This is a genomic window from Acidobacteriota bacterium, from assembly GCA_016712445.1.
In the GTDB taxonomy this organism is placed as follows: domain Bacteria; phylum Pseudomonadota; class Alphaproteobacteria; order Caulobacterales; family Hyphomonadaceae; genus Hyphomonas.
The window spans coordinates 271,054-291,378 of the sequence record JADJRB010000003.1; the positions used below are offsets into that span (position 1 = coordinate 271,054).

Annotated in this window: 15 protein-coding genes; 8 read left to right on the forward strand and 7 right to left on the reverse strand. The window is 63.0% G+C overall.

Features of this window, described 5'->3' with window-relative positions; translation table 11 throughout:
• The first annotated feature begins 82 nt into the window (after positions 1-82).
• From IPK75_17540 to pruA, 4 genes are all read left to right on the forward strand, one after another.
• Positions 83-1,273 carry a PepSY domain-containing protein gene (locus IPK75_17540; protein MBK8200155.1) on the forward strand — a complete coding sequence of 397 codons (1,191 nt, stop codon included), beginning with the start codon at positions 83-85 and terminating at the stop codon, positions 1,271-1,273.
• Positions 1,274-1,325: 52 nt separating this feature from the next.
• Positions 1,326-2,282 (forward strand): alpha/beta hydrolase, encoded by a 957-nt coding sequence (locus tag IPK75_17545; protein ID MBK8200156.1) that lies wholly within the window; start codon positions 1,326-1,328, stop codon positions 2,280-2,282.
• Positions 2,279-2,860 carry an FMN-binding negative transcriptional regulator gene (locus IPK75_17550; GenBank protein ID MBK8200157.1) on the forward strand — a complete coding sequence of 194 codons (582 nt, stop codon included), beginning with the start codon at positions 2,279-2,281 and terminating at the stop codon, positions 2,858-2,860. Before IPK75_17545 ends, IPK75_17550 begins: the two co-directional genes overlap by 4 nt.
• 107 nt (positions 2,861-2,967) lie before the next feature.
• Positions 2,968-4,578: an L-glutamate gamma-semialdehyde dehydrogenase gene (gene pruA / locus IPK75_17555; protein ID MBK8200158.1), complete on the forward strand. Its 1,611-nt coding sequence runs from the start codon at positions 2,968-2,970 to the stop codon at positions 4,576-4,578.
• A gap of 10 nt (positions 4,579-4,588) precedes the next feature.
• Here the strand turns inward: pruA and IPK75_17560 are convergent, their stop codons facing one another.
• From IPK75_17560 to IPK75_17575, 4 genes are read right to left on the reverse strand one after another with little or no spacing between them, the layout of a single operon-like run.
• Complete coding sequence (locus tag IPK75_17560; GenBank protein MBK8200159.1) at positions 4,589-6,259, reverse strand: urocanate hydratase; 1,671 nt, start codon at positions 6,257-6,259, stop codon at positions 4,589-4,591.
• A 4-nt stretch (positions 6,260-6,263) separates the two neighbouring features.
• Positions 6,264-7,085 carry an N-formylglutamate deformylase gene (gene hutG, locus IPK75_17565; GenBank protein MBK8200160.1) on the reverse strand — a complete coding sequence of 274 codons (822 nt, stop codon included), beginning with the start codon at positions 7,083-7,085 and terminating at the stop codon, positions 6,264-6,266.
• The gene (hutH, locus tag IPK75_17570) at positions 7,082-8,620 is read right to left on the reverse strand and encodes a histidine ammonia-lyase (GenBank protein ID MBK8200161.1); all 1,539 of its coding nucleotides are present in this window, start codon (positions 8,618-8,620) and stop codon (positions 7,082-7,084) included. The genes hutG and hutH overlap by 4 nt, the downstream gene beginning before the upstream one ends.
• A complete protein-coding gene (locus IPK75_17575; GenBank protein MBK8200162.1) occupies positions 8,617-9,828 on the reverse strand; it encodes an imidazolonepropionase in 1,212 nt (403 codons plus the stop codon). Before IPK75_17575 ends, hutH begins: the two co-directional genes overlap by 4 nt.
• Before the next feature lie 60 nt (positions 9,829-9,888).
• On the opposite strand from IPK75_17575, the gene IPK75_17580 reads away from it, so the two are divergent.
• From IPK75_17580 to IPK75_17595, 4 genes are all read left to right on the forward strand, one after another.
• On the forward strand, positions 9,889-11,271 hold the full coding sequence (locus tag IPK75_17580; GenBank protein ID MBK8200163.1) for a formimidoylglutamate deiminase: 1,383 nt from the start codon (positions 9,889-9,891) through the stop codon (positions 11,269-11,271).
• A complete protein-coding gene (hutC, locus tag IPK75_17585; GenBank protein MBK8200164.1) occupies positions 11,271-12,011 on the forward strand; it encodes a histidine utilization repressor in 741 nt (246 codons plus the stop codon). Before IPK75_17580 ends, hutC begins: the two co-directional genes overlap by 1 nt.
• A gap of 407 nt (positions 12,012-12,418) precedes the next feature.
• Positions 12,419-13,756, forward strand: coding sequence for an MFS transporter (locus IPK75_17590; GenBank protein ID MBK8200165.1), 1,338 nt, complete (start codon positions 12,419-12,421; stop codon positions 13,754-13,756).
• 65 nt (positions 13,757-13,821) lie between these two features.
• Complete coding sequence (locus IPK75_17595; GenBank protein MBK8200166.1) at positions 13,822-15,342, forward strand: VCBS repeat-containing protein; 1,521 nt, start codon at positions 13,822-13,824, stop codon at positions 15,340-15,342.
• A gap of 9 nt (positions 15,343-15,351) precedes the next feature.
• Here the strand turns inward: IPK75_17595 and IPK75_17600 are convergent, their stop codons facing one another.
• Genes IPK75_17600 through IPK75_17610 form a run of 3 tightly spaced genes read right to left on the reverse strand, consistent with a single transcriptional unit; the run spans position 15,352 to position 20,323 of the window.
• On the reverse strand, positions 15,352-16,977 hold the full coding sequence (locus IPK75_17600; protein MBK8200167.1) for a carboxylesterase family protein: 1,626 nt from the start codon (positions 16,975-16,977) through the stop codon (positions 15,352-15,354).
• A gap of 44 nt (positions 16,978-17,021) precedes the next feature.
• Positions 17,022-18,620 carry a long-chain-fatty-acid--CoA ligase gene (locus tag IPK75_17605; protein MBK8200168.1) on the reverse strand — a complete coding sequence of 533 codons (1,599 nt, stop codon included), beginning with the start codon at positions 18,618-18,620 and terminating at the stop codon, positions 17,022-17,024.
• Positions 18,617-20,323, reverse strand: coding sequence for a carboxylesterase family protein (locus IPK75_17610; GenBank protein ID MBK8200169.1), 1,707 nt, complete (start codon positions 20,321-20,323; stop codon positions 18,617-18,619). The genes IPK75_17605 and IPK75_17610 overlap by 4 nt, the downstream gene beginning before the upstream one ends.
• Positions 20,324-20,325: the final 2 nt, after the last annotated feature.

A 20,325-nucleotide genomic window follows, 5' to 3' on the forward strand; every position in this document is an offset into this window, starting at 1 on the left:
GGCAATCTTCGGCCCGCCGCCTTCTGGCGATGCCGGGCGAGTGCGGCTATCGTGACCTCAAATTTGGCATCGGAATCTGAACATGGCAGCAGCCGCAACCAAAAACAGCTGGCTCTTCATTCACCGGTGGTTCGGGATCGTAACTGCTGCATTCCTGTTCCTGGCGGCGATAACCGGCACGGTGCTAACCTTCCGGGCGAGTCTCGACCGCTGGGTCAACGGCGACCTTCTAGTATATCAGGGGGACGCTGAAGACCGCCTGCCCGTGATCGAACTGGTTTCCCGTTTCGAGGCAGCCCATCCCGAACTCCAACTCGTCGGCTTTCCGCTGAATCCGGGCACGGACGATAACCTTGCGGTTTCTGTTGCGCCCAAACCCGGCGGAGCTGAGGTCACCGAGCGAGAAATGTTTCTCGACCCTGCAACCGGCGACGTTGTCGGTGCGCGGAGCACTGAACCAGGTTTCACGGGCCGGCAGATCGTGCCCCTCCTCCTGGAGTTTCACTTTAACCTGCTGACCGGAGATGCCGGGCGGATATTCATGGGTTTCATGGCGCTCGGCTGGCTCGTGAGCGCGTTTGTAGGCCTCTACCTCACCTTGCCCCGAAAGGGTCCGTTCCTGAAGAACTGGGCACCGGTCTGGACTTATAGCCCGAAGCGGTCGTTCGCGCGGCAGATGCTGGACCTGCACCGCGCAAGCGCCCTTTGGTTGTATCCGCTGCTCATCGCGTTGGCATTCACCTCCGTTGCCATCAATTTTTTCAGCGAGTTCTGGGACCCGTTCTCGACCTGGGTTTCGCCGCTGAAACGGACTTTGTTCAATCTGGATGCGCCTTTTCCTGAAGGGGCCGTGCCGCAACTCTCCTACGGCGATGCGCTCGCGCTCGCGCAGCACCAGGCATCGCAGGCCGGCATGACGTGGCAACCCGCGACGATGCTGTATTACCCGAACTGGGATCTTTACGGCGTCACGTTCAGTGACAATGGCACTTTGAACTACAAGGCCCTCGGTCCGATCTACTACTACTTCAGCGGCGCAAACGGCGCCTTTGTGCACGAGGTCAATCCGTACACAGACAGCGCCGGCCTTGTCATGATCCGCATGATCTATCCCATCCATAGCGGCGAGACCGCCGGACCGTTCGGCGTGTTTGTTGTTGCGGTCCTGGGCATCGCCACGGCTCAGCAGTGCATCACCGGCATCTGGGTGTGGCTCAAGAAGCGCGGCCCGAGAATGGCCGCGAAGAAAGCTTCCCGTGCCTCGCTCGCCTGAACGGTAGGGCTCGACGCGTTTCCAATCCACGACCAACACAAAGCGTTGACACATGACAGCAATTCCCGCCTCGAAGCAGACCGACATCGATCCTGACGTTCTGGCCTTCGTGAACCGCACGTCGGCAGACTCCGCAGCGCTGGCCGGCAAGGAGCCGGTATCGATTTCCCGGCGCCGCGAGATCGCCGAACAGGTGCGTACACCCTGGGCGCGGGGCGGCCCCGACATGACCGCGACCCATATGGTCAATGTCGGCCCCCGCAGCGTCCGGGCGCGAATCCACATACCGAGCGCCGGGGCGCAGCGCGGCACGTTGATCTATCTGCACGGTGGCGGATGGATGATCTTCAGCATCGACACACACGACCGGTTGATGCGCGAATACGCAGAGCGCGCCGGGTGCGCCGTGATCGGTCTCGACTATTCGCTGGCGCCGGAACATCGCTTCCCCACGCCGCTGGACGACGTTGACGCCTGTCTTGACTGGTTGGCTGAGCACGGGCGCGCTTACGGGCTCAACACGGCACAGGTCGCGCTGGGCGGCGACTCGGCAGGTGCCAATCTCGCCTTGTGCGCGACCTTGCGCAGGCGGGACCGCGGGCAAACCCTGCCCTGTGCCCTGCTGCTGAACTATGCGGCGCTGGATCTCAAGCCGCGAGCCTCATGGCACCGGTATGACGGCGATCCCTATATGCTGGGTGCGGCCGAAATGCAGGATTTCTGGCGGGGCTATCTCGGCACTGCGACGACCGATGATCCGTATGCGCGGCCGCTGCTGGCCGATCTCGCCGGTCTGCCGGCCGCGCATCTTTGTGTCGCCGAATGCGACATCCTTCTGGATGAAAACATTGAATTGCGCGACCGGCTCCAGCGCGCCGGCAGCGAAGTCTCCTGCAAGATTTACCCGGGCGCCACGCACAGCTTTCTCGAAGCAGCGCGCAGCTCCAAGCTGGCCGACCGCGCGATCGGCGATGCCGCGACGTGGCTCGCGAAGCAGCTTGAAGCATGAGTTCCGCGTTCGAACGCGTTGAACCCGCCGACATCGTGCGTTTTGTCGGCGAGAACCCGCTTGCGTGGATCGTACCGTCGCGGTCGCCCGCCGACGCCGTGTTGATGCCGCTGTTGATGGAAGTCGGCGCGGACGGCGCACCTGATTCTCTTCTCGGCCACCTGCCTCGCAAAGCGCCGGTATGTGAGGCGCTCACCGGCTCGCCGCGCGCGCATTTCCTGTTCCTCGGTCCGCATGCCTACATCCCGCCGGGATGGATTTCGAAACCAGGCTGGGCGCCAACCTGGAACTTCGTGTCGCTGAAAGTTGCAGGACTGCTGGAATTGGACGAAAGCCTGACCGACTTCGCGGTGACGCGGCTCGTCGAGCATATGGAGGGAAATGACGCAGGCGCCTGGACGGTCGATGAGATGGGAGACCGGTTCCACATGTTGACGAAGGGGATCATCGGTTTCCGTGCACGGATCGACACACTCGTCCCGCGATTCAAGGTGGGACAGGACGAAACTGTTCAGTCTGCGAATGAGATCCGACACGGACTGTCGGATCATCCGCTGGCGCGCTGGATGGACCACTGAAAGCGCGGTCTGGCCCGATGCCGAAAGCGAAAGTCCCGCACGCGAGGGCACGCCGATCTGCGCATTGATAAATTGGTGAACCTGTCCCGCTCCCGCATGAGGTTCACGTGCCCCCTCCTCCCAACCATCCTGTACGTGACTTTGCGCCCGGCTCGGCGGAGCGCGCATCGCTCACCGAAGAAATCCATCGCCAGCGATCGATGCCGCGGCGGATCCTGCCGCGGATAGGTGGACGCGACGTTGAGACCGGCCGCAGCGTCGCGCTCCACGAGCCGCATGCCCATAGACTTTCGCTCGGCAGCTATGAGTCCGCCGGCGCTGTAGAGGCCGAGTCGGCGATCAAGGCGGCGATGGCCGCCCGGACGGACTGGTCGCGCATGTCCGCATCAGCGCGGCGCGCTGTTTTCCTCAGGGCGGCGGAATTGCTGGCCGGTCCATTCAATGCCCGTTTGCTCGCGGCGACGATGCTGCAGCAAAGCAAGACGGCTTTCCAGGCTGAGATCGATGCGTCCTGCGAACTGATCGACTTCCTGCGGTTCAATGTGGCTTTCGCTGAGCAGATTGACGAGATCCAGCCCGTATCTACGCTTGCGGAGCGCAATCGGCTGGAGCAGCGCGGGCTCGATGGTTTTGTGTTTGCAGCTTCCCCCTTCAACTTCACTGCCATTGCCGGAAACCTCAGCCTCGCGCCGGCTCTGATGGGAAACACGGTTGTGTGGAAGCCGTCGGAACGATCCGTATACAGCGCGGCTTTCCTGATGGACCTGTTCGAGACTGCCGGCATGCCGCCGGGCGTCATCAACATGCTGCCGAGTGCCGAGCCGGCCGTCATTGGCGACGTGGTTCTCAAACATACCGATCTCGCAGGCGTGCACTTTACAGGCTCGTCTGCAGCATTCGACAGGATCTGGCGTTCCGTCGGATCAAGCGTCTCGAGCTATCGCAACTATCCGCGACTCGTAGGCGAAACCGGCGGAAAGGATTTTGTCGTTGCGCACGCATCGGCCGATGTTGGCGCGCTTGTGACGGCATTGGTGCGCGGGGCCTTCGACTACCAGGGCCAGAAATGTTCGGCGGCGAGCCGCGCCTATATTCCTGAAAGCCTATTCGCCGAAGTCTGCGAACGGATGGTTGCCGCCATAGAGCGGCTCAAGATCGGCGATGTGACGGATTATGGGCATTTCATGGGCGCCGTGATCGACGAGCGCGCGTTTGATGGGCTAGGCCGCGCCATTGCCCGAGCAGAGGCTACCTCCGGCCATCGCAAGATTGCAGGTGGCGCGCCTTCAAAGACGGAAGGTTGGTTTGTTCCGCCTCACGTGTTCGCATGTGATGATCCAAAGTCGCCGCTGATGACCGAAGAATTGTTCGGCCCCGTGCTTGGCATTTATGCGTACCCGGACCATCGCTTTGCTGAGGTGCTGAAACTGATTGATTCATCGACGCCCTACGCCCTGACTGGCGCCGTTTTCGCCAGCGACCAGGCAGCACTCAACCTCGCCGCAGAAGCGCTGCGAGATGCTGCCGGCAACTTTTATATCAACGACAAGCCGACAGGTGCGGTGGTCGGCCGCCAGCCCTTCGGCGGTGCCCGGCGCAGCGGCACCAACGACAAGGCCGGTAGCATCTTCAACCTGCTGCGTTGGACATCACCTCGCACGATCAAGGAAACTTTCGTGCCCGCGCAGAGCCCGCTGTATCCCCACATGCTCGCCTGACGTTCAGAAACTAGCCCAGACTGGGCAAGTCGAGTCGATGCGCGCGGGCAGCTTCAATGGCGATGTCGTATCCAGCATCTGCATGCCGCATCACGCCGCTGGCCGGATCATTCCAGAGCACGCGCTCGATGCGGCGAGCGGCATCTTCGGTTCCGTCGCAGCAGATCACCATGCCGGCGTGTTGCGAATATCCCATGCCGACCCCGCCGCCATGGTGCAACGATACCCAGGTCGCGCCTGACGCCGTGTTGAGCAAGGCGTTAAGCAGTGGCCAGTCAGACACCGCATCCGATCCGTCCTTCATCGCTTCGGTTTCGCGATTGGGCGAAGCGACAGAACCGCTGTCGAGGTGGTCACGGCCGATCACCACCGGCGCTTTCAATTCACCCCTGGCTACCATCTCGTTGAAAGCGAGGCCGAGTCGGTGGCGGTCGCCCAGACCAACCCAGCAGATGCGGGCGGGAAGACCCTGAAAGTGGATGCGCTTGCGCGCCATGTCGAGCCAGTTGTGGAGGTGGGCGTCATCCGGCATCAGCTCCTTCACCTTTTCATCGGTGCGGTAGATGTCCTCGGGATCGCCTGACAAGGCAGCCCACCGAAAAGGACCAATGCCGCGACAGAACAGTGGACGGATGTAAGCCGGCACGAAACCGGGGAAGTCGAACGCATTCGCCACGCCCTCGTCGAAAGCTACCTGCCGGATGTTGTTCCCATAGTCGACCGTCGCAACGCCGCGTGCGCGGAACTCGAGCATCGCGCGGACATGCTCGGCCATCGATGCTCGAGCTTCACCTTCCACACGCTTTGGGTCCGTGCGGCGAAGTTCTTCCCATTTCTCTATGGTCCAGCCTTTGGGCAGGTAGCCATTTACCGGGTCGTGCGCCGACGTCTGGTCGGTCAACAGGTCCGGCAAGCGCCCGCGCGCCAGGATCTGCGGCAGGACTTCACAGGCATTGCCCAGCAGCCCGACCGACTTCGCCGTTCCGCTCGCGCAAGCCTCGTCGATCATGTCGAGCGCCTTGTCGAGATCGTCTGTCCACGCATCGAGATAGCCCGTACGCATGCGCATTTCGATCCGCGAAGGCTGGCACTCGACGGCGAGGCAACTGGCGCCTGCCATGACGGCCGCCAATGGCTGTGCGCCGCCCATGCCGCCCAGACCGGCAGTCAGAAGCCACCGTCCTTTCAGATCTCCGCCAAAATGCTGACGGCCCATCTCGACGAAAGTCTCGTACGTGCCCTGCACAATGCCCTGCGCGCCGATATAGATCCAGCTGCCGGCCGTCATCTGGCCGTACATCATCAGCCCTTTGCGATCGAGCTCATGGAAATGGTCCCAGTTTGCCCATTTCGGAACAAGGTTCGAGTTCGCCAGCAGGACGCGCGGCGCATCCTTGTGGGTACGGAAGACACCCACAGGCTTGCCGGATTGCACGAGAAGCGTTTCGTCCTCCCGCAGGCGCCTCAGGGTTTCCACGATCTTGTCGAATGCTGGCCAGTTGCGCGCCGCCCGTCCGATACCCCCATAGACGACGAGGTCGCCCGGCCGCTCAGCCACATCCGGATCAAGATTGTTCATCAGCATACGGAGCGCGGCTTCGCTTTGCCAGTTCTGCGCGGTCAATTCGGCGCCATGCGGCGCTCGAACGACGCGTTCATTCGAAAGGTGTGTCGTGACCATGACCTCAGATCTCCTCGGCAAAATGCAGGCATGCGCCGCAGACGTCGCGCAGCACCCCTATCAATTGTTCGGCCCGCACCGGATTCCAGGGCGGCGGCCAGCCTTCATTGAAGTTGCCGTCATGCGGTTCGTCCATGTAGCCCCTGCAGGCCAGCTCCATCTGTACGGCATGAACTGAGGCACGAGGCTGTCCGTAGTGACGCACAGTCCAGCCACCACGAAAGCGCCCGTCCCTCACCGTGGGATAACTGGAGGACGCGCAAATGGCTTCGATCTGCGCGGCGAGCGATGGCGCGCAGGTTTCGCCCCGGTTCGATCCGATATTGAAAACCGGCAACAGGCCGTCGAACAATCGCGGCACCTCGGATCTGATGGAATGCGCATCGTACAGCACGACACGGCCATGCTCAGCCCTCAGACGATCAAGCTCGGCCTGGACAGCGTCATGGTAGGGCTGGAAGTATTCTCGGCGCCGGCGTTCGATCTCGTTCGCGTCGGGTTGTCGTCCAACCTTGTAAAGCGGCTCGCCGTCGAACGTGGTCGTGGGACAGAGTTCGGTTGTGGCCTGCCCCGGATACAGGGACGCCCCCGAAGGGTCGCGATTTGCATCGATTACCGACCGCGACAAGGCTGTACGGATGGTCGTCGCGCCCATGTCGTTCACAAAGCCGTACAATTGATCTACCCACCAATCAGTATCCTTTCGGGCCAGGGGAATGGACGTGAAGGCGTCTTCGATTTCCGCCGGAATTTCCCATCCCGTATGAGGAAAGGTCACGACAAGCGGCCGCGTCCCCTGCCGGATCGTCAGCCAACCGGGTGTCATGTGACCGCCACACCGGGCAAGCTCATGTCACAGGCACGCGCCACACTTCCCGAGCGGACGAGCTCGGCGGCAGCTTCGATGTCCGGATGGAAGAAGCGATCGTGATCGAGCGGCGGAATTGCGTCACGCACAAGAGTTCGAACGCGCTCCATGCGCACGCTCGATCGCAACGGGGCATGGAAGTCGCACCCCTGACAGGCGGCGAGCAATTCGATGGCGAGAACATGATCGACATTTGCGGCCATCGCCAAGGTGCGCCGCGCGCCATGCGCCGCCATCGAGACATGGTCTTCCTGGTTCGCTGACGTCGGGATCGAATCCACGCTCGCCGGAAAGGCCATTTGCTTGTTTTCCGAAACGAGCGCCGCGGCCGTCACCTGCGGGATCATGAAACCCGAATTCAACCCGGGTTTCGGCGTGAGGAACGCCGGCAGTCCGGAAAGAGCCGGGTCAACGAGCATGGCTGTCCGGCGCTCGGATATTGATCCGAGCTCGCACAATGCCATCGCGATCATGTCTGCCGCAAAGGCGACAGGCTCCGCATGAAAGTTTCCGCCGGACACGGCTTCGTCCGTTTCCGGAAATATCAGCGGATTGTCCGACACACCATTGGATTCGATCTCGAGCGTTGCAGCCGCCTGCCTCAAAATACCGAGCGCCGCCCCCGCGACTTGCGGTTGGCAGCGCAGGCAATATGGGTCTTGAACGCGGGCGTCGTTCTGCTTGTGCGAAGCACGAATGCCCGATCCGTTCATCAGTGTACGCAGCACCGCGGCACACTCGGTCTGCGAAGGATGACCTCTCAAGACATGGATACGTTCATCGAACGGGCTATCGGACCCACGGGCCGCTTCCGTCGAGAGTACGCCGATCACCAACGACGCTTGCAGCAAGCGCTCGGCTTCGAAGAGGCCAGCCAGCGCACACGCCGTAGAAAATTGGGTTCCGTTCAGAAGTGCAAGCCCCTCTTTCGGAGCCAGGGAAGCGAGCGGCGCCAGCCCTGCCGATTGCAGGCCTGTTGCCGCCGGCATTCGCTGGCCACGGGCGAACACGTCACCCACCCCGATCATGGCACACGCGACATGCGCCAGCGGCGCGAGGTCACCCGACGCGCCGACAGATCCTTTTTCCGGCACCACCGGAAGGATGTCCCGCTCCAGCATGCTCGAAAGCAGCGCCAGAGTCTCGGTACGCACACCTGAAGCGCCGCGCCCCAAACTTGCCAGCTTGAGCGCCATCATCAGACGCACAACATCGGCGCGGAGTGGCTGCCCCACACCCGCGGCGTGCGAAACAACAATGTTGCGTTGCAGTTCTTGCAGCTGTTCATTGGGAATGCGGACAGACGCAAGCTTTCCGAAGCCCGTGTTGACGCCGTAGACGGGCTCGCCGCGCGCAATGATCCTGGCAACAGAATCGGCGGAGCGCTGCACGCCTGCAAAGCAATCCGCATGCAGAGTGACTGGCGCGCCTCGCCAGATTGATCGCCAGTCTGCTAGCGTCACGGACCCTGGCCGCAGTGTTATGCCGCTCATTGCCCGCCCCATACGCGCGCATGCAGCGGGTTGACTCCGATGCCGTAGACCAGTTCAGCCGGCACATCTGCGTCCCAAATCGCAAGGTCGCAGCGTAGTCCCGGCTCGAGCCGCCCAACAGATTTCGCGAGCCCAAGGGCTTTTGCCGCATGGACCGTCACGCCATACAGGCATTCTTCCACGGTCATCCTGAACAAGGTCGCCGCCATGTTCATGGCGAGCAGGATCGAGGTCATGGGTGAGGAACCCGGATTGCAATCCGTCGCCACGGCCATCGGCACTCCCAGTCGGCGCAGCAGGTCGATCGGCGGCGGCCGCATGTCGCGCAGGAAGTAATAGGCACCCGGCAACATGACAGCCACCGTTCCTGCGCGCGCCATCGCCTTGGCCCCTGCCTCGTCCAGATATTCAAGGTGATCTGCTGACTGAGCACCATACTGCGCCGCCAGCGCGGCGCCCTGCATGTTTGACAATTGCTCTGCATGCAAACGGACTGGCAGTTGGTGGGCCCGGGCTGCCTTGAACACACGCTCTGTCTGTTCGCGCGAAAACCCTATCGTCTCGCAGAACGCATCGACAGAATCGGCCAGGCCTTCTGCTGCCACTTGCGGAATGATCTGGTCGCAGACGAAGTCAATATAGGCGTCGGGCCTGCCGTTGAATTCCGGAGGAAGCGCATGTGCTGACAGGAGCGTGGTTCGCACTGTCACCCCACATTCGGCCCCGAGCGCACGCGCGACACGCAGTTGTTTCAGCTCGTTGGCGAGGTCGAGGCCATATCCGGATTTGATCTCGACCGTGGTGACCCCTTCGTTGATCAGGCGCTGAAGGCGCGTGCGCGATTCGGCTTTCAGCCGCGCTGCATCTGCATGCCGTGTCGCCTGCATGGTCGATGATATCCCGCCGCCTGCGCGGGCGATGTCCTCGTAGGTGGCGCCGGCGAGGCGTCGTTCGAACTCCGCGGCGCGGCTGCCGGCGTAGACCAGATGCGTGTGGCAATCGATCAGACCCGGCGTGACCAATCGCCCTGCGCAATCAATCTCCTCCGCATCCGGCATTTCGGGCGCTTCGGCCGCCGGGCCCGCGAACACGATCGTCTCGCCGCGGGCGACGACAACGCCGTGCTCGATAATCCCGATGCCCGCGTCCCGCCCCGCGAACGTGACCAGCCTTGCGTTTTTCCAAAGTCTGTTCACGACCGGCACGATTGTCTCGCAGTCCACTTATGTATATACATAACAGTGATACCGGAGAAGCGTCCAGTGGGCATCGGGCAGTCGAATCAGAAATCTGTCCGGTCGAGTGACGCCTGCTTCGGACTGGCCCTCTTGCCGTCAGGCTGGGCGCGCAACGTCCGCATTTCGATGGCGGGCGGCGTCATCACCGATGTCGAAGCGGACGTTGCCACGCTCACGGCTGCGGACCGCCAAAAGATCGTGCTTCCCGGCATGGCAAACCTGCACTCGCATGCTTTCCAGCGCGGCATGTCCGGACTGACCGAGTTCCGGAGTTCGACCGAGGACAGCTTCTGGTCCTGGCGGGACTTGCTCTACAAGTTCGTCCGATCGGGCGATCCCGCCGACATCGAGGCCATCAGCGCCATGGCGTTCTGCGAAATGCTGGAGGGCGGCTTCACCCGCGTCGCGGAATTTCACTACCTTCATCATGGTGCGGACGGTGCGCCGTTTTCCGATCCGGCTGAAATGTCTGCCCGCATCGTTGCCGCTGCGCGGACATCCGGGATCGGCCTCACTTTGCTGCCAGTGTTCTACGCCCATTCAGATTTTGGAGGCGCCGCGCCCCTGGACGGCCAACGCCGCTTTACGAATACGGTGGACGGATTTTGTGCACTCGCCGCATCCGCCGCCGACCATTGCCGGACCCTGCCGGACGCCGTGGTCGGATTCGCGCCCCACAGCCTGCGCGCGACAACTCCGGAGCAACTCACAGCGTTGTGCCGGCGCCTGCCCGGCGGCCCCGTCCATATCCATGTCGCTGAACAGGTGAAGGAAGTGGAGGCCTCGATCGCCTGGTCGGGCGCACGGCCCGTCGAATGGTTGCTGGCGAATGCAAACGTCGACGAGCGCTGGTGCCTCATCCACGCGACGCACACGACGCCCGCCGAGCGACGCGCCATCGCGGCGTCAGGGGCGGTCGCCGGCCTTTGCCCCATCACCGAAGCCAATCTTGGCGACGGGATTTTTGAACTCAGCGATTTCATCGACTCAGGTGGCCGCTTCGGGGTCGGGTCCGATTCCAACGTGTCAATCTCGGCGGCGGACGAGTTGCGCATGCTCGAGTATTCGCAGCGTCTCAACGTCCGCCGGCGAAACGTCGTTACCTCTCCGCATTCTCACTCGACCGGCCGAGCGCTGTTCGAGCGGGCATCCCGGGGTGGGGATCAAGCAGTCGGCGTCCAGAGCGGACTGCGGCCCGGATTGTCTGCAGATTTCATTGTGCTCGACCACTTCCGCGATATTGACTGCGCTGCAGATCCAGACCGCATTCTTGACCACTGGGTCTTCGGCCAGGCGCGTTCGAAGTTATCCGAGGTCTGGCGACGCGGCGTCCGCGTGGTGCAGGACGGCCGGCACATCGATCGTGAAGGCATCGAGGCCCGGTTCACACGCGCCATGGAGCGGCTTGTCTGATGTCCAGCCCCCCGCCCCTGCAAAGCGCCAAAGCAACAAACCACCCCTTGCACGAGCAAATTCGGGCATCGATCGAGCGCAAGATTCTGACGGGCGCGTTGAAACCCGGTGACAGGATTCCGTTCGAACACGAACTGATGGAATCGTTCGACTGCTCACGCATGACGGTCAGCAAAGCGCTCGCCGGCCTGGTCAGCAAGGGCCTGGTCGTTCGCCGCCGGCGCGCCGGCTCATTCGTTGCGCACCCGCCCAGCGCATCGACTTTGCTGGACGTGCCCGACATCCAGGCCGATATACAGGGGCGCGGACTGGACTACGCTTACCAGTTGCTGAGCCGGCGCCTTCGCGCACCACTGGCGTCCCGGAGAGAAGAATGCGAACTGGCAAAAGGCGGCCAGTTGCTTGACCTGGCATGTTTGCACGTCGCGGGCGGGACGCCATTTGCGTACGAGAGTCGCTTGATCAGTCTCGAAACGGTGCCTGATGCACGCATGGCGGATTTTTCAGTCTCGCCGCCCGGCACCTGGTTACTGGATCATGTGCCGTGGTCGCAGGCCCAGCACCGCATTTCCGCGGCGGCATCCGACGCGCGACTTTCAAAATTGCTCGATGTTTCGATCGGGGCGCCGTGCCTCGTTCTTGAACGGACCACATGGCACGGAAACCGGCCAGTCACGCAGGTGCGCCAAACCTTTCCGGGTGAACGTCATGCTTTTCTGGGCGCATTCTCCCACACTTGAAGCGGTTTGCCCTCATCTTTGCAAAACAGCATCCGGCAAGACGTCCCGAGCAGTTAGGTCGGCCAACATGCCGCCCACCGCCGAAGTTTCAGGCGCAAACACCCTCAGCACCGCTAGCCCGCTTTCGTGAGCGGGGATGTAGCCGCCGTCGCGGCCTCACCTTTCGGGGCATGGGATTGACTTCACTCACGGATGAGCGAATGTTTTTCGAGGGTGGCGAGCACCGCTTGAAGACGGCCAGTTGAGCCGCCGGCAAAAGGATAGAATGCCCCGCTCCTCGGCGCGGGACCAAGCGATCAACAACAGGCAGTTTCGAACCTAGTCGCCTGACCGACAGGCGAAGGTGAGGACCTCGAAATGGCTTCGGAGCGACCGCGACCCAAACAAAAAACTAAGTGGGGAAGAGAATGAACGATAACACAATCGGCAACCAATCGGCCCAACCAACCATTGCCCAAGCAAAGGAAGACAGCACACCGTATTCCAGCGGCTTGTACCGTTACTATGTGCTCGCGATCCTCACCATCGTCTACGTCTTCAACTTCGTCGACCGCCAGCTCCTCGTCATCTTGCAGGAGCCGATCAAGGCCGAGCTCGGCCTGTCGGACACGCAGCTCGGGCTGCTTACAGGATTCGCCTTTGCGCTTTTCTACGTCATCTGCGGCATTCCGATTGCGCGCTGGGCCGACAAGGGTGTCCGGCGAAGCATCATTGCGCTTGCGCTCACCGTCTGGAGTCTGATGACCGCGCTGTGCGGGCTGGCCGGCAACTACGTCCACCTTGTGCTTGCCCGGATCGGTGTCGGGGTCGGGGAAGCCGGCGGCAGCCCCCCTGCCCACTCGATGATCTCCGACATCTTCAAGCCGGCCAACCGCGCGCTGGCGCTGTCGATCTATTCCATCGGCATCTATATCGGCATGCTGGTCGGCTTCAGCGTTGGCGGCTGGCTCGCGGATGCCTTCAACTGGCGCCTCGCCTTCTTCGTTGTCGGCTTTCCGGGCGTCGCGCTCGCGGCGATCCTCTACTTCACGGTCAAGGAGCCGATCCGGGGCTGGTCCGAAGGCAAGCCGCCGTCTTCGATCGACGCGCCGCCGATCACGACCGTTGCAAAACTGCTCTGGACGCGGGTTTCGTTCCGCCACATCGCCCTGGCGGCCAGCCTGCAGGCTTTCCTCATTTACGGGATCGGCAATTGGCTCCCGTCCTACTTCCAGCGCGACTTCGGCCTCAGCCTCACGACCGTGGGAACCTGGATGGCCCTGACGGCCGGTTTCGGCGGCGGGTGCGGGTCCTTTTTCGGCGGCTGGCTTTCCGATAAACTCGGGGCGCGCGACGTGCGCTGGTACCTCTGGACGCCCGCCATGCTGACCTTCCTGCTGGTCCCGGTCATTTCCGTCGCGCTGACGGCCGACAAGCCGATGGTGGCGCTGATCCTGACCGCGCCCTTCAACTTCCTGACCGCGGCCTATCTCGGCGCCGTGATCGCCGTTTCCCACAGCCTCGTCAGCTCCCGCATGCGGGCCCTGACGTCGGCCGTGCTCTTCTTCGTCATCAACCTCATCGGGCTCGGTCTCGGTCCGCTCATCGTCGGCGCACTGAGCGACACTTTCAAGGCCAACGGTGTCGAGTCGCCGCTCGCCATGGCCATGTTGCTGTGCGGTGTGATCGGTGCACTCTGGGCCTGCACGCACTACCTGCTGGCAGCGCGCACCATTCGCGAGGACATCGCGAGGCTTGAGCAATGAGACCGGGCCGGCGGAGCTTTGTTGCCCTCTACGGCGCCGCCGGCCTGATTGTCTCGGCATGTCAAATGACCAAGGTCGAGGTGGTCCAAGCGGCGACGCTCACGGTTGCCGATACACCGAGCTCCGCTCAGGCTACGGACGGTCGCTATATTTCCTGGCGAGAGCATCTCATCGACGACGAAGCCACGAACGGCGGCGTTCCCATTCGCGGCGGTGACGGACTGGTGACCGCCGATATGGATGGCGACGGCTTCCTTGACGTCGTGTCGGTGCACGAGGATTCAAACCACCTGCGCATTGCGTTCGGAACGGCGGATCCGGATGTCTGGTTCAATGTCACGTTGGGCGAAGGCGACGAAGTGGCCGCCATCGAGGATGCCGCCGTGGGCGATCTCAACGGCGATGGATACCTCGACGTCGTTGCCGCCTGCGAGGAAGCCCACCTCATCTATTTCGAGAACCCCGGAACAGAGGCGCGCACGGCCAACTGGGCGCGGCTCATCCCGGAGATTACACAGGGACGCGGATCCTGGCTGCGCGTCTTCATCTCCGATGTCGACGGCGACGGCCGGATGGACGTTCTCGGCGCCAACAAGGGCGCAGCCGACATCATCGATCCCTCCCTGCCCTCGGCTGCCCGTCCGACCTCGTTGTTCCGGATCGAAGGAGACCCTCTGTCAGACGCGAGCTGGCGCGAACAGGTGCTCTCCCTGGAAGTCGTACCGAATACGGCCATGCCGGTGGACATCGACGGCGATGGCGACATCGACGTGCTCTCCGCGGCGCGCCTGCACCAGACGATGACCCTGCTCGAGAATGGCGGCCCGGGCGACGAGGGCGGCATAAAGGTCGTGCCTCATCCGATCATCATCGCGCCCGGTTTTCCTGCGCCAGAAAGCTGGCGCGGAACCTCCAACGGTTTCCAGACAGCGTTTGCCGACATTGATGGCGATGGCCGGTTGGATCTGGCCGTTGCCGTCTACGAAACGCCGTCGCCTGTGAACGGCACCCCGCTGATGGCGAACCTTGGATGGCTCAGGCAGCCTGAGTCTCTGGACGATCCGTGGACTTACTATCGGATCGGCAACATCCTGCCGGATGTCGTGATCGGGATAGCGCTCGCCGATATTGACGGCGATGGAGACTTCGACGCCATAACGGGGGGCTATTCCGGCCTGAATATCCTGAAAGGCGGATACTCCGGCGCCGCGAGGGACCACGATGAACCCGGCGTGACGGCGTCTTCATCAGTCGGACGCATCGCCTGGTTCGAGAACCCGGGCGATGCCAGCGCGGACTGGAACCGGCACGACATATCGCGGCGCGTGCGCGGCATGTATGACGCGTTCGTGCCTCGGGACATGGACGGAGACGGTGACATCGACTTCATCGCCACGCGCGGAAACAGCGGTACGAATGACGGCGTGTTCTGGCTGGAGCAGGTGAGAACCGATCAGCCCGAGGCGTCTTTCACGCCCGCGCGGAGCGACGACAGCCGCGCCTTGTCTCTTCCGCCTGCGGACTGGGCGGATCGCTACGAACAGAACATGACGTTCGTGGCGCCGAACAAGGTGGCGAAAGACTGACGGCTGCCCCTACTCGGCGGGATCGGCCCAGAGGCCGAGCTTCAGGTACCAGCCCTCGCCCTTTTCGCGCTGGGCGGTGTAGTGGCGCTCATGAAACTCGAACATGCCCGGATAGGCGTTCTCGCCCGCCTCGGAGGACTGGTCGATGCGCAGGAAGGATTCGGCAGAGCCATAGGCTGGCCAGACCGGCCCTGTCTCGCTGACGGGACGTCCCGTCGCCGCAAACGACGACCAGTAATCGACAAGCGTTTGCGACAGCGGCAGTGCATCGGCTGCGGACGGCTTGGGCCAGCCGGGCGGATACACGGATTCGTCTGCCGCTGTTCCGAACACGAACGGAATCTCGCTGGCGTGGAACGCGCAAAGATCCTTCTCGCGCATCTCCGGATAGCAGTAGTCAAAGACATACAGATAGGCAGGCTGTCCGGCGGCGGTGGCGCTTCGCACAATGCGCTCTGTGGACCAGCCAAACACATTGTCACGCGCCAGCGCGAGCATCGATTCCAGAACGTCGCCGGACGGGTAGAGCTTCAGGAACTCGTCTGCGTCCTGCTTGTGCCGTGCGAGGATGGCCGCTTCATAGTCTGCCGGAGAGCCGGGCACGGCGGGCTGCATCGCGCGGTAGGTGCGCCCCTCGCCGCTGTTGAAGCCTGCCAGAACCGGCACTTTTGCGAAGGCGCCGCTGTCGAACGCCTCGTTGAGTTGCGTGGGAATGACGGCGCCATCAACCGTGCCCTGCGGCACAAATCCGCCGGCGAAAGTCGCGCGGTCCATAAGCTTCTGTGCATCCGCCGCGCGCGCCTCGGCCAGAGAGCCGAGTTCCAGCTTCCCAAACAGGTCGGCGCCGATTTCTTCAGCAGCGGGCAGTCCGTACACGCCTTTTCCCAGCATAGGGAAGTTGCGGGTATTCGTGCTCTCGATGATCGCCTTGTCGAACAGCCCCTCGGCGGGCGGACTGACAAGCAGGTAAGTCACACTGAGCGCGCCGGCCGATTCGCCCATGATGGTGACATTGTCCGGATCGCCTCCGAATGTAGCGATGTTGTCCCGGACCCATTCAAGCGCCGCGATCTGGTCGAGGAGCCCGTAGTTTCCTGACAGGCCAGTCGGGTCTTCTGCCATGAGTTCGGGATGAGCGAGCCAGCCCAGCACGCCGAGCCGGTAGTTTATGGACACAAACACGATGCCGCGTTCGGCATAGACAGCGGAATCGTACATCGGCTGCGCGCTGCCGCCGATGCGAAGGGAGCCGCCGTGGATCCAGACAATGACCGGCGCTTTCTCCGCATCTTCCGGTGCCCACACATTAAGGGAAAGACAGTCCTCGGAGGACGCCTTGGGAGGATCGAAGTAGACGCTCGTCGGCGGAACCGGCGGCTGGATGCAGGACGGACCGAAGTCTGCCGCATCTCGGATGCCGCTCCAGGCCTCAGCGGGCCGAGGCGCCTTCCAGCGCAGGTCTCCGACCGGAGCGGCGGCGTAAGGGATGCCCCTGTAGACGTTGATCCCGTCTGCGCGGCTTCCCTGCAGTTGACCTTGGGCCACGGTCACGACCGGCGCCGCCTCGATCGTTTGAAGCTCCGATGTTGGTGTGCTGAAGCTGCAGGCGGCGAGCGTCGCGCTGCCGACCAACATCGCAAGATACTGTCGCAGACCGCATAAGAGAAAATTGTCAGACATCAGACCTTGTTGCCTTCCATGGGGGCGCCATAGAGGCGGCGCAGCTTCAACTTGTCGATCTTGCCGGTTCCTGCGAGCGGAATTGCGGCCATCCGGATGATCTTGTCCGGAATCCACCACGACGCCACCTTGCCCTTCAGAGCTGCGAACACTTCATTGTCATCAAGCGCCTGACCCTCCCGGAACTCTACCAGAAGAACAGGGCGCTCGCCCCATTTCTCATGCGATTGCCCAACCACGGCGGCAAGCGCAATCTCCGGCAAGCCCGAAAGGATGGCTTCGATTTCGGCGGGGTTGATCCATTCGCCGCCGGATTTGATAAGGTCCTTTGCCCGGCCCGTGATGAACAACTGGCCCGCATCGTTCAGCATCGCGAGATCACCGGTCGCGAACCATCCGTTCTTCGTGGCGCTGTGCGCCTGACCGAAATACCGGTCGACGACGGAAGAGCCGCGCACCCACAAATGGCCCTCCACTCCGCGCTGCTGCGGCAACGGCGCACCGCTCTGGTCCGTCAGCATCAGATCCATGCCGATTGCGGGCCTGCCGGCGCATTCGGGTGCGCGGTCGTCACCCGGAGGAGCTGCCGTGCCGAGCGGCGACAGTTCCGTCATTCCCCATGTCGTCTGCACGAAGATGCCGCGCGCCTCCATCCGCTGCATGAGCGCTGGCGGCATAGGGGCGCCGCCCACCATGACGCGCTTCAGGGACGGCAATTCCACGTCGTTGGCATCCAGATGGTCCATCAATCCGAGCCAGATCGTCGGCACACCGACCGCGACCGTTACGCCCTCGCCCGCGATCAGCCGCGCAAGGCTGGCGCCGTCTGTTTCGCGGCCGGGAAAAACGAGCTTGGCGCCGGTTGCCGGCGCCGAGAATGGCAGCCCCCACGCATTGGCGTGGAACATCGGAACGACTGGCAAGACCACATCATGCGACGTGAGGCCCGACACGTCGGCCTGAAGCTGGCGCAGCATGTGCAGGAAATTGCCGCGGTGGGTGTAGGTCACGCCCTTTGGATCGCCGGTGGTCCCGGACGTGAAACACAATCCGCAAGGCGTCGTTTCTGCGAACTGGCCCCAGGCCACTTCGCCTTCGGCATCGGCCAAAAGCTTCTCCAGATCCTCCGCATACGGCAGGGCTGCGGAATCCGCTGGTGAATTGGAAGGGTCAATCACCAGGATCCGCTCGATGCCTGTCGCGCGCGAGGTGATATCCCCGGCAAGCGCTTGAAGATCGCTGCTGACGATCAGGATCGACGCTTCCGACTGCCGGAGCATCCAGGCAAGCTGCTCGGCGGTCAGGCGCGGGTTCAGGGTGTGACAGACCGCGCCCATGCCCATGATCGCGTACCAGCATTCCATGTGGGCCTGCGAATTCCAGGCGAGCGTGGCGACGCGGCTGCCCTCCGCGACGCCGAGGTCACGGAGCACGACACTCACCCGCTGGGCGCGTTCGCGCAGATCCGCATAGCTCGTCCGCATGCGGCTTCCATCCGCAAGGGCTGTGACCACAAGTTTGTCGGGGTGCCAGCGCGCCGCGTGGTCAAGCACCTTGTCGAGCGTGAGCGCATAGTCCTGTATCGTGCCGTCAATCATCCGCAGGCCGGGTCCGGCGCAGGCAATGGCGGCGCGATAATGCCGACATTCCAGTTCCACTGGAGGGTTCCTGCCGCGCGGCGCCGGCAAACGACTTCCTCCTGCAACTCGAAGCGTTCGCGCGCCAAGCCCGGAAACGCGGCGGGCGTTTCGTTGAACACCATGCCCGTGGCGCCATCGCCATAGCGCGGCCAATTGGGTGCGCCTTCAGCGGTGGGCTTGCCGTCCCGGGCAAAGCTTGCCCAGTACTGCATCATCGCGTCAGAGAGCGCCCGCTCCTGACGGGTGCGCGGCGGCTCCGGCCAGGGCGAGACGGCCGCATCCAGATTGCCGAACATGTAGGGAATCTCCGCAGCATGGAACGCGCGCAATCCTAGCCTGTCCGCATTCGGATAGCTGTGGTCGAAGAGGTAGAAGTAGGAGGGATAGCCCAGCGCATCCTGTGCCGCGGCGAGGCGTTCGGCTGTCCAGCCGTACATCGCGTCCCGCGTCGTCGCGAGCATGCTCGCCTCCAGACTGGACGACGGATACAGCTGCAGGAACCGCTCGGCGAGATCGCCATAGCCTGCCCGAATGGCTGCATCGTAGTCGGACGCCTTGGCCGGAAGCGGCGGCAGCAGAAAGCGCAGGGAACGGATCTCGCCTTCGTTGAAACCTGCAAGCACCGGAACCTTCGCCTGCTCGCCCCGGTCGAAGACGTCCGGCATCTGCGCCGTCAGGTACACATCGTCAATAATTCCAAAGGGCACGAAGCCTGCCTTCGCGGTCTGCGCGATCAGCTGACTGGCGGGGATCGCCCGCAGCGCTTCAATTCCGCCCGCACCCATACGCTCCGCATAGGCGACTCCGGCATCTTCCGCAGACGGATGGCCGTTGGCCTCCCCCCGCAAGGGCGCCATGGATACCATGTAGGCACTCTGGGCGATCGCCTTGTGGAACAGGCCTTCGGCCTTGGGCGAGGTCATTAGGAGCATGACGCTGAGCGCGCCCGCAGACTCTCCGGCGACGGTCACATTGCCGGGGTCACCCCCGAAGGCGCCGATGTTGCGCTGGATCCATTTAAGGGCCTCGATCTGGTCCATGAGGCCGTAATTGCCGGAGATTCCCTGCGGGGACTCGGCGCTGAGTTCGGGATGAGCGAGGTAGCCCAGCACGCCGAGGCGGTAGTTGATGGAAACGACCACCAGCCCGGTCTGGCGGGCCAGGATCGCGCCGTCATAGATCGGCTGGCTGCTCGCCCCGGTCGTCAGGGAGCCTCCGTGGATCCACACCATCACCGGCGCATCTTCAGCGCCTTCCGGCGCCCAAACGTTCAGCGACAGGCAGTCTTCGTCGATCTTCTGGAGGGTATCCGAATAGATGCTTCCGGTACGAAATTCGGGTTGGGGACAGGCTGCGCCGAAAGCAACGGCGGCGCGCTCACCCTCCCAGTCCGGAAACGCTTGCGGAGGCGTCCAGCGCCGCTCCCCGGTGGGCGCAAGAGAATACGGGATACCGCGGAAAACGGCGACGCCGTCTTCCACGGAACCCCGAACCATCCCGGCGGGAGCGCTGACGAGGGCGCCCTCACCGGTCCCGCTGGCACTGGTTGCGCAACCCGACAGGAGGAAAAGTGTCGTTGCAAGTCCGAGGAGGGCTTTCGCCCCCCTCGAAAACCAAGGGCCCCGCGAGGATGCTTCGGATGCTCCGTATGCGGTCTGCATGC

Bases quoted from the DNA above. Each gene is read 5' to 3' on its own strand.
- IPK75_17540 (MBK8200155.1), top strand. From the start codon at position 83: ATGGCAGCAGCCGCAACCAAAAACAGCTGGCTCTTCATTCACCGGTGG.
- IPK75_17545 (MBK8200156.1), top strand. From the start codon at position 1,326: ATGACAGCAATTCCCGCCTCGAAGCAGACCGACATCGATCCTGACGTT.
- IPK75_17550 (MBK8200157.1), top strand. From the start codon at position 2,279: ATGAGTTCCGCGTTCGAACGCGTTGAACCCGCCGACATCGTGCGTTTT.
- IPK75_17560 (MBK8200159.1), bottom strand. From the start codon at position 6,259: ATGGTCACGACACACCTTTCGAATGAACGCGTCGTTCGAGCGCCGCAT.
- hutG (MBK8200160.1), bottom strand. From the start codon at position 7,085: ATGACACCCGGTTGGCTGACGATCCGGCAGGGGACGCGGCCGCTTGTC.
- hutH (MBK8200161.1), bottom strand. From the start codon at position 8,620: ATGAGCGGCATAACACTGCGGCCAGGGTCCGTGACGCTAGCAGACTGG.
- hutC (MBK8200164.1), top strand. From the start codon at position 11,271: ATGTCCAGCCCCCCGCCCCTGCAAAGCGCCAAAGCAACAAACCACCCC.
- IPK75_17590 (MBK8200165.1), top strand. From the start codon at position 12,419: ATGAACGATAACACAATCGGCAACCAATCGGCCCAACCAACCATTGCC.
- IPK75_17595 (MBK8200166.1), top strand. From the start codon at position 13,822: ATGACCAAGGTCGAGGTGGTCCAAGCGGCGACGCTCACGGTTGCCGAT.
- IPK75_17600 (MBK8200167.1), bottom strand. From the start codon at position 16,977: ATGTTGGTCGGCAGCGCGACGCTCGCCGCCTGCAGCTTCAGCACACCA.
- IPK75_17605 (MBK8200168.1), bottom strand. From the start codon at position 18,620: ATGATTGACGGCACGATACAGGACTATGCGCTCACGCTCGACAAGGTG.
- IPK75_17610 (MBK8200169.1), bottom strand. From the start codon at position 20,323: ATGCAGACCGCATACGGAGCATCCGAAGCATCCTCGCGGGGCCCTTGG.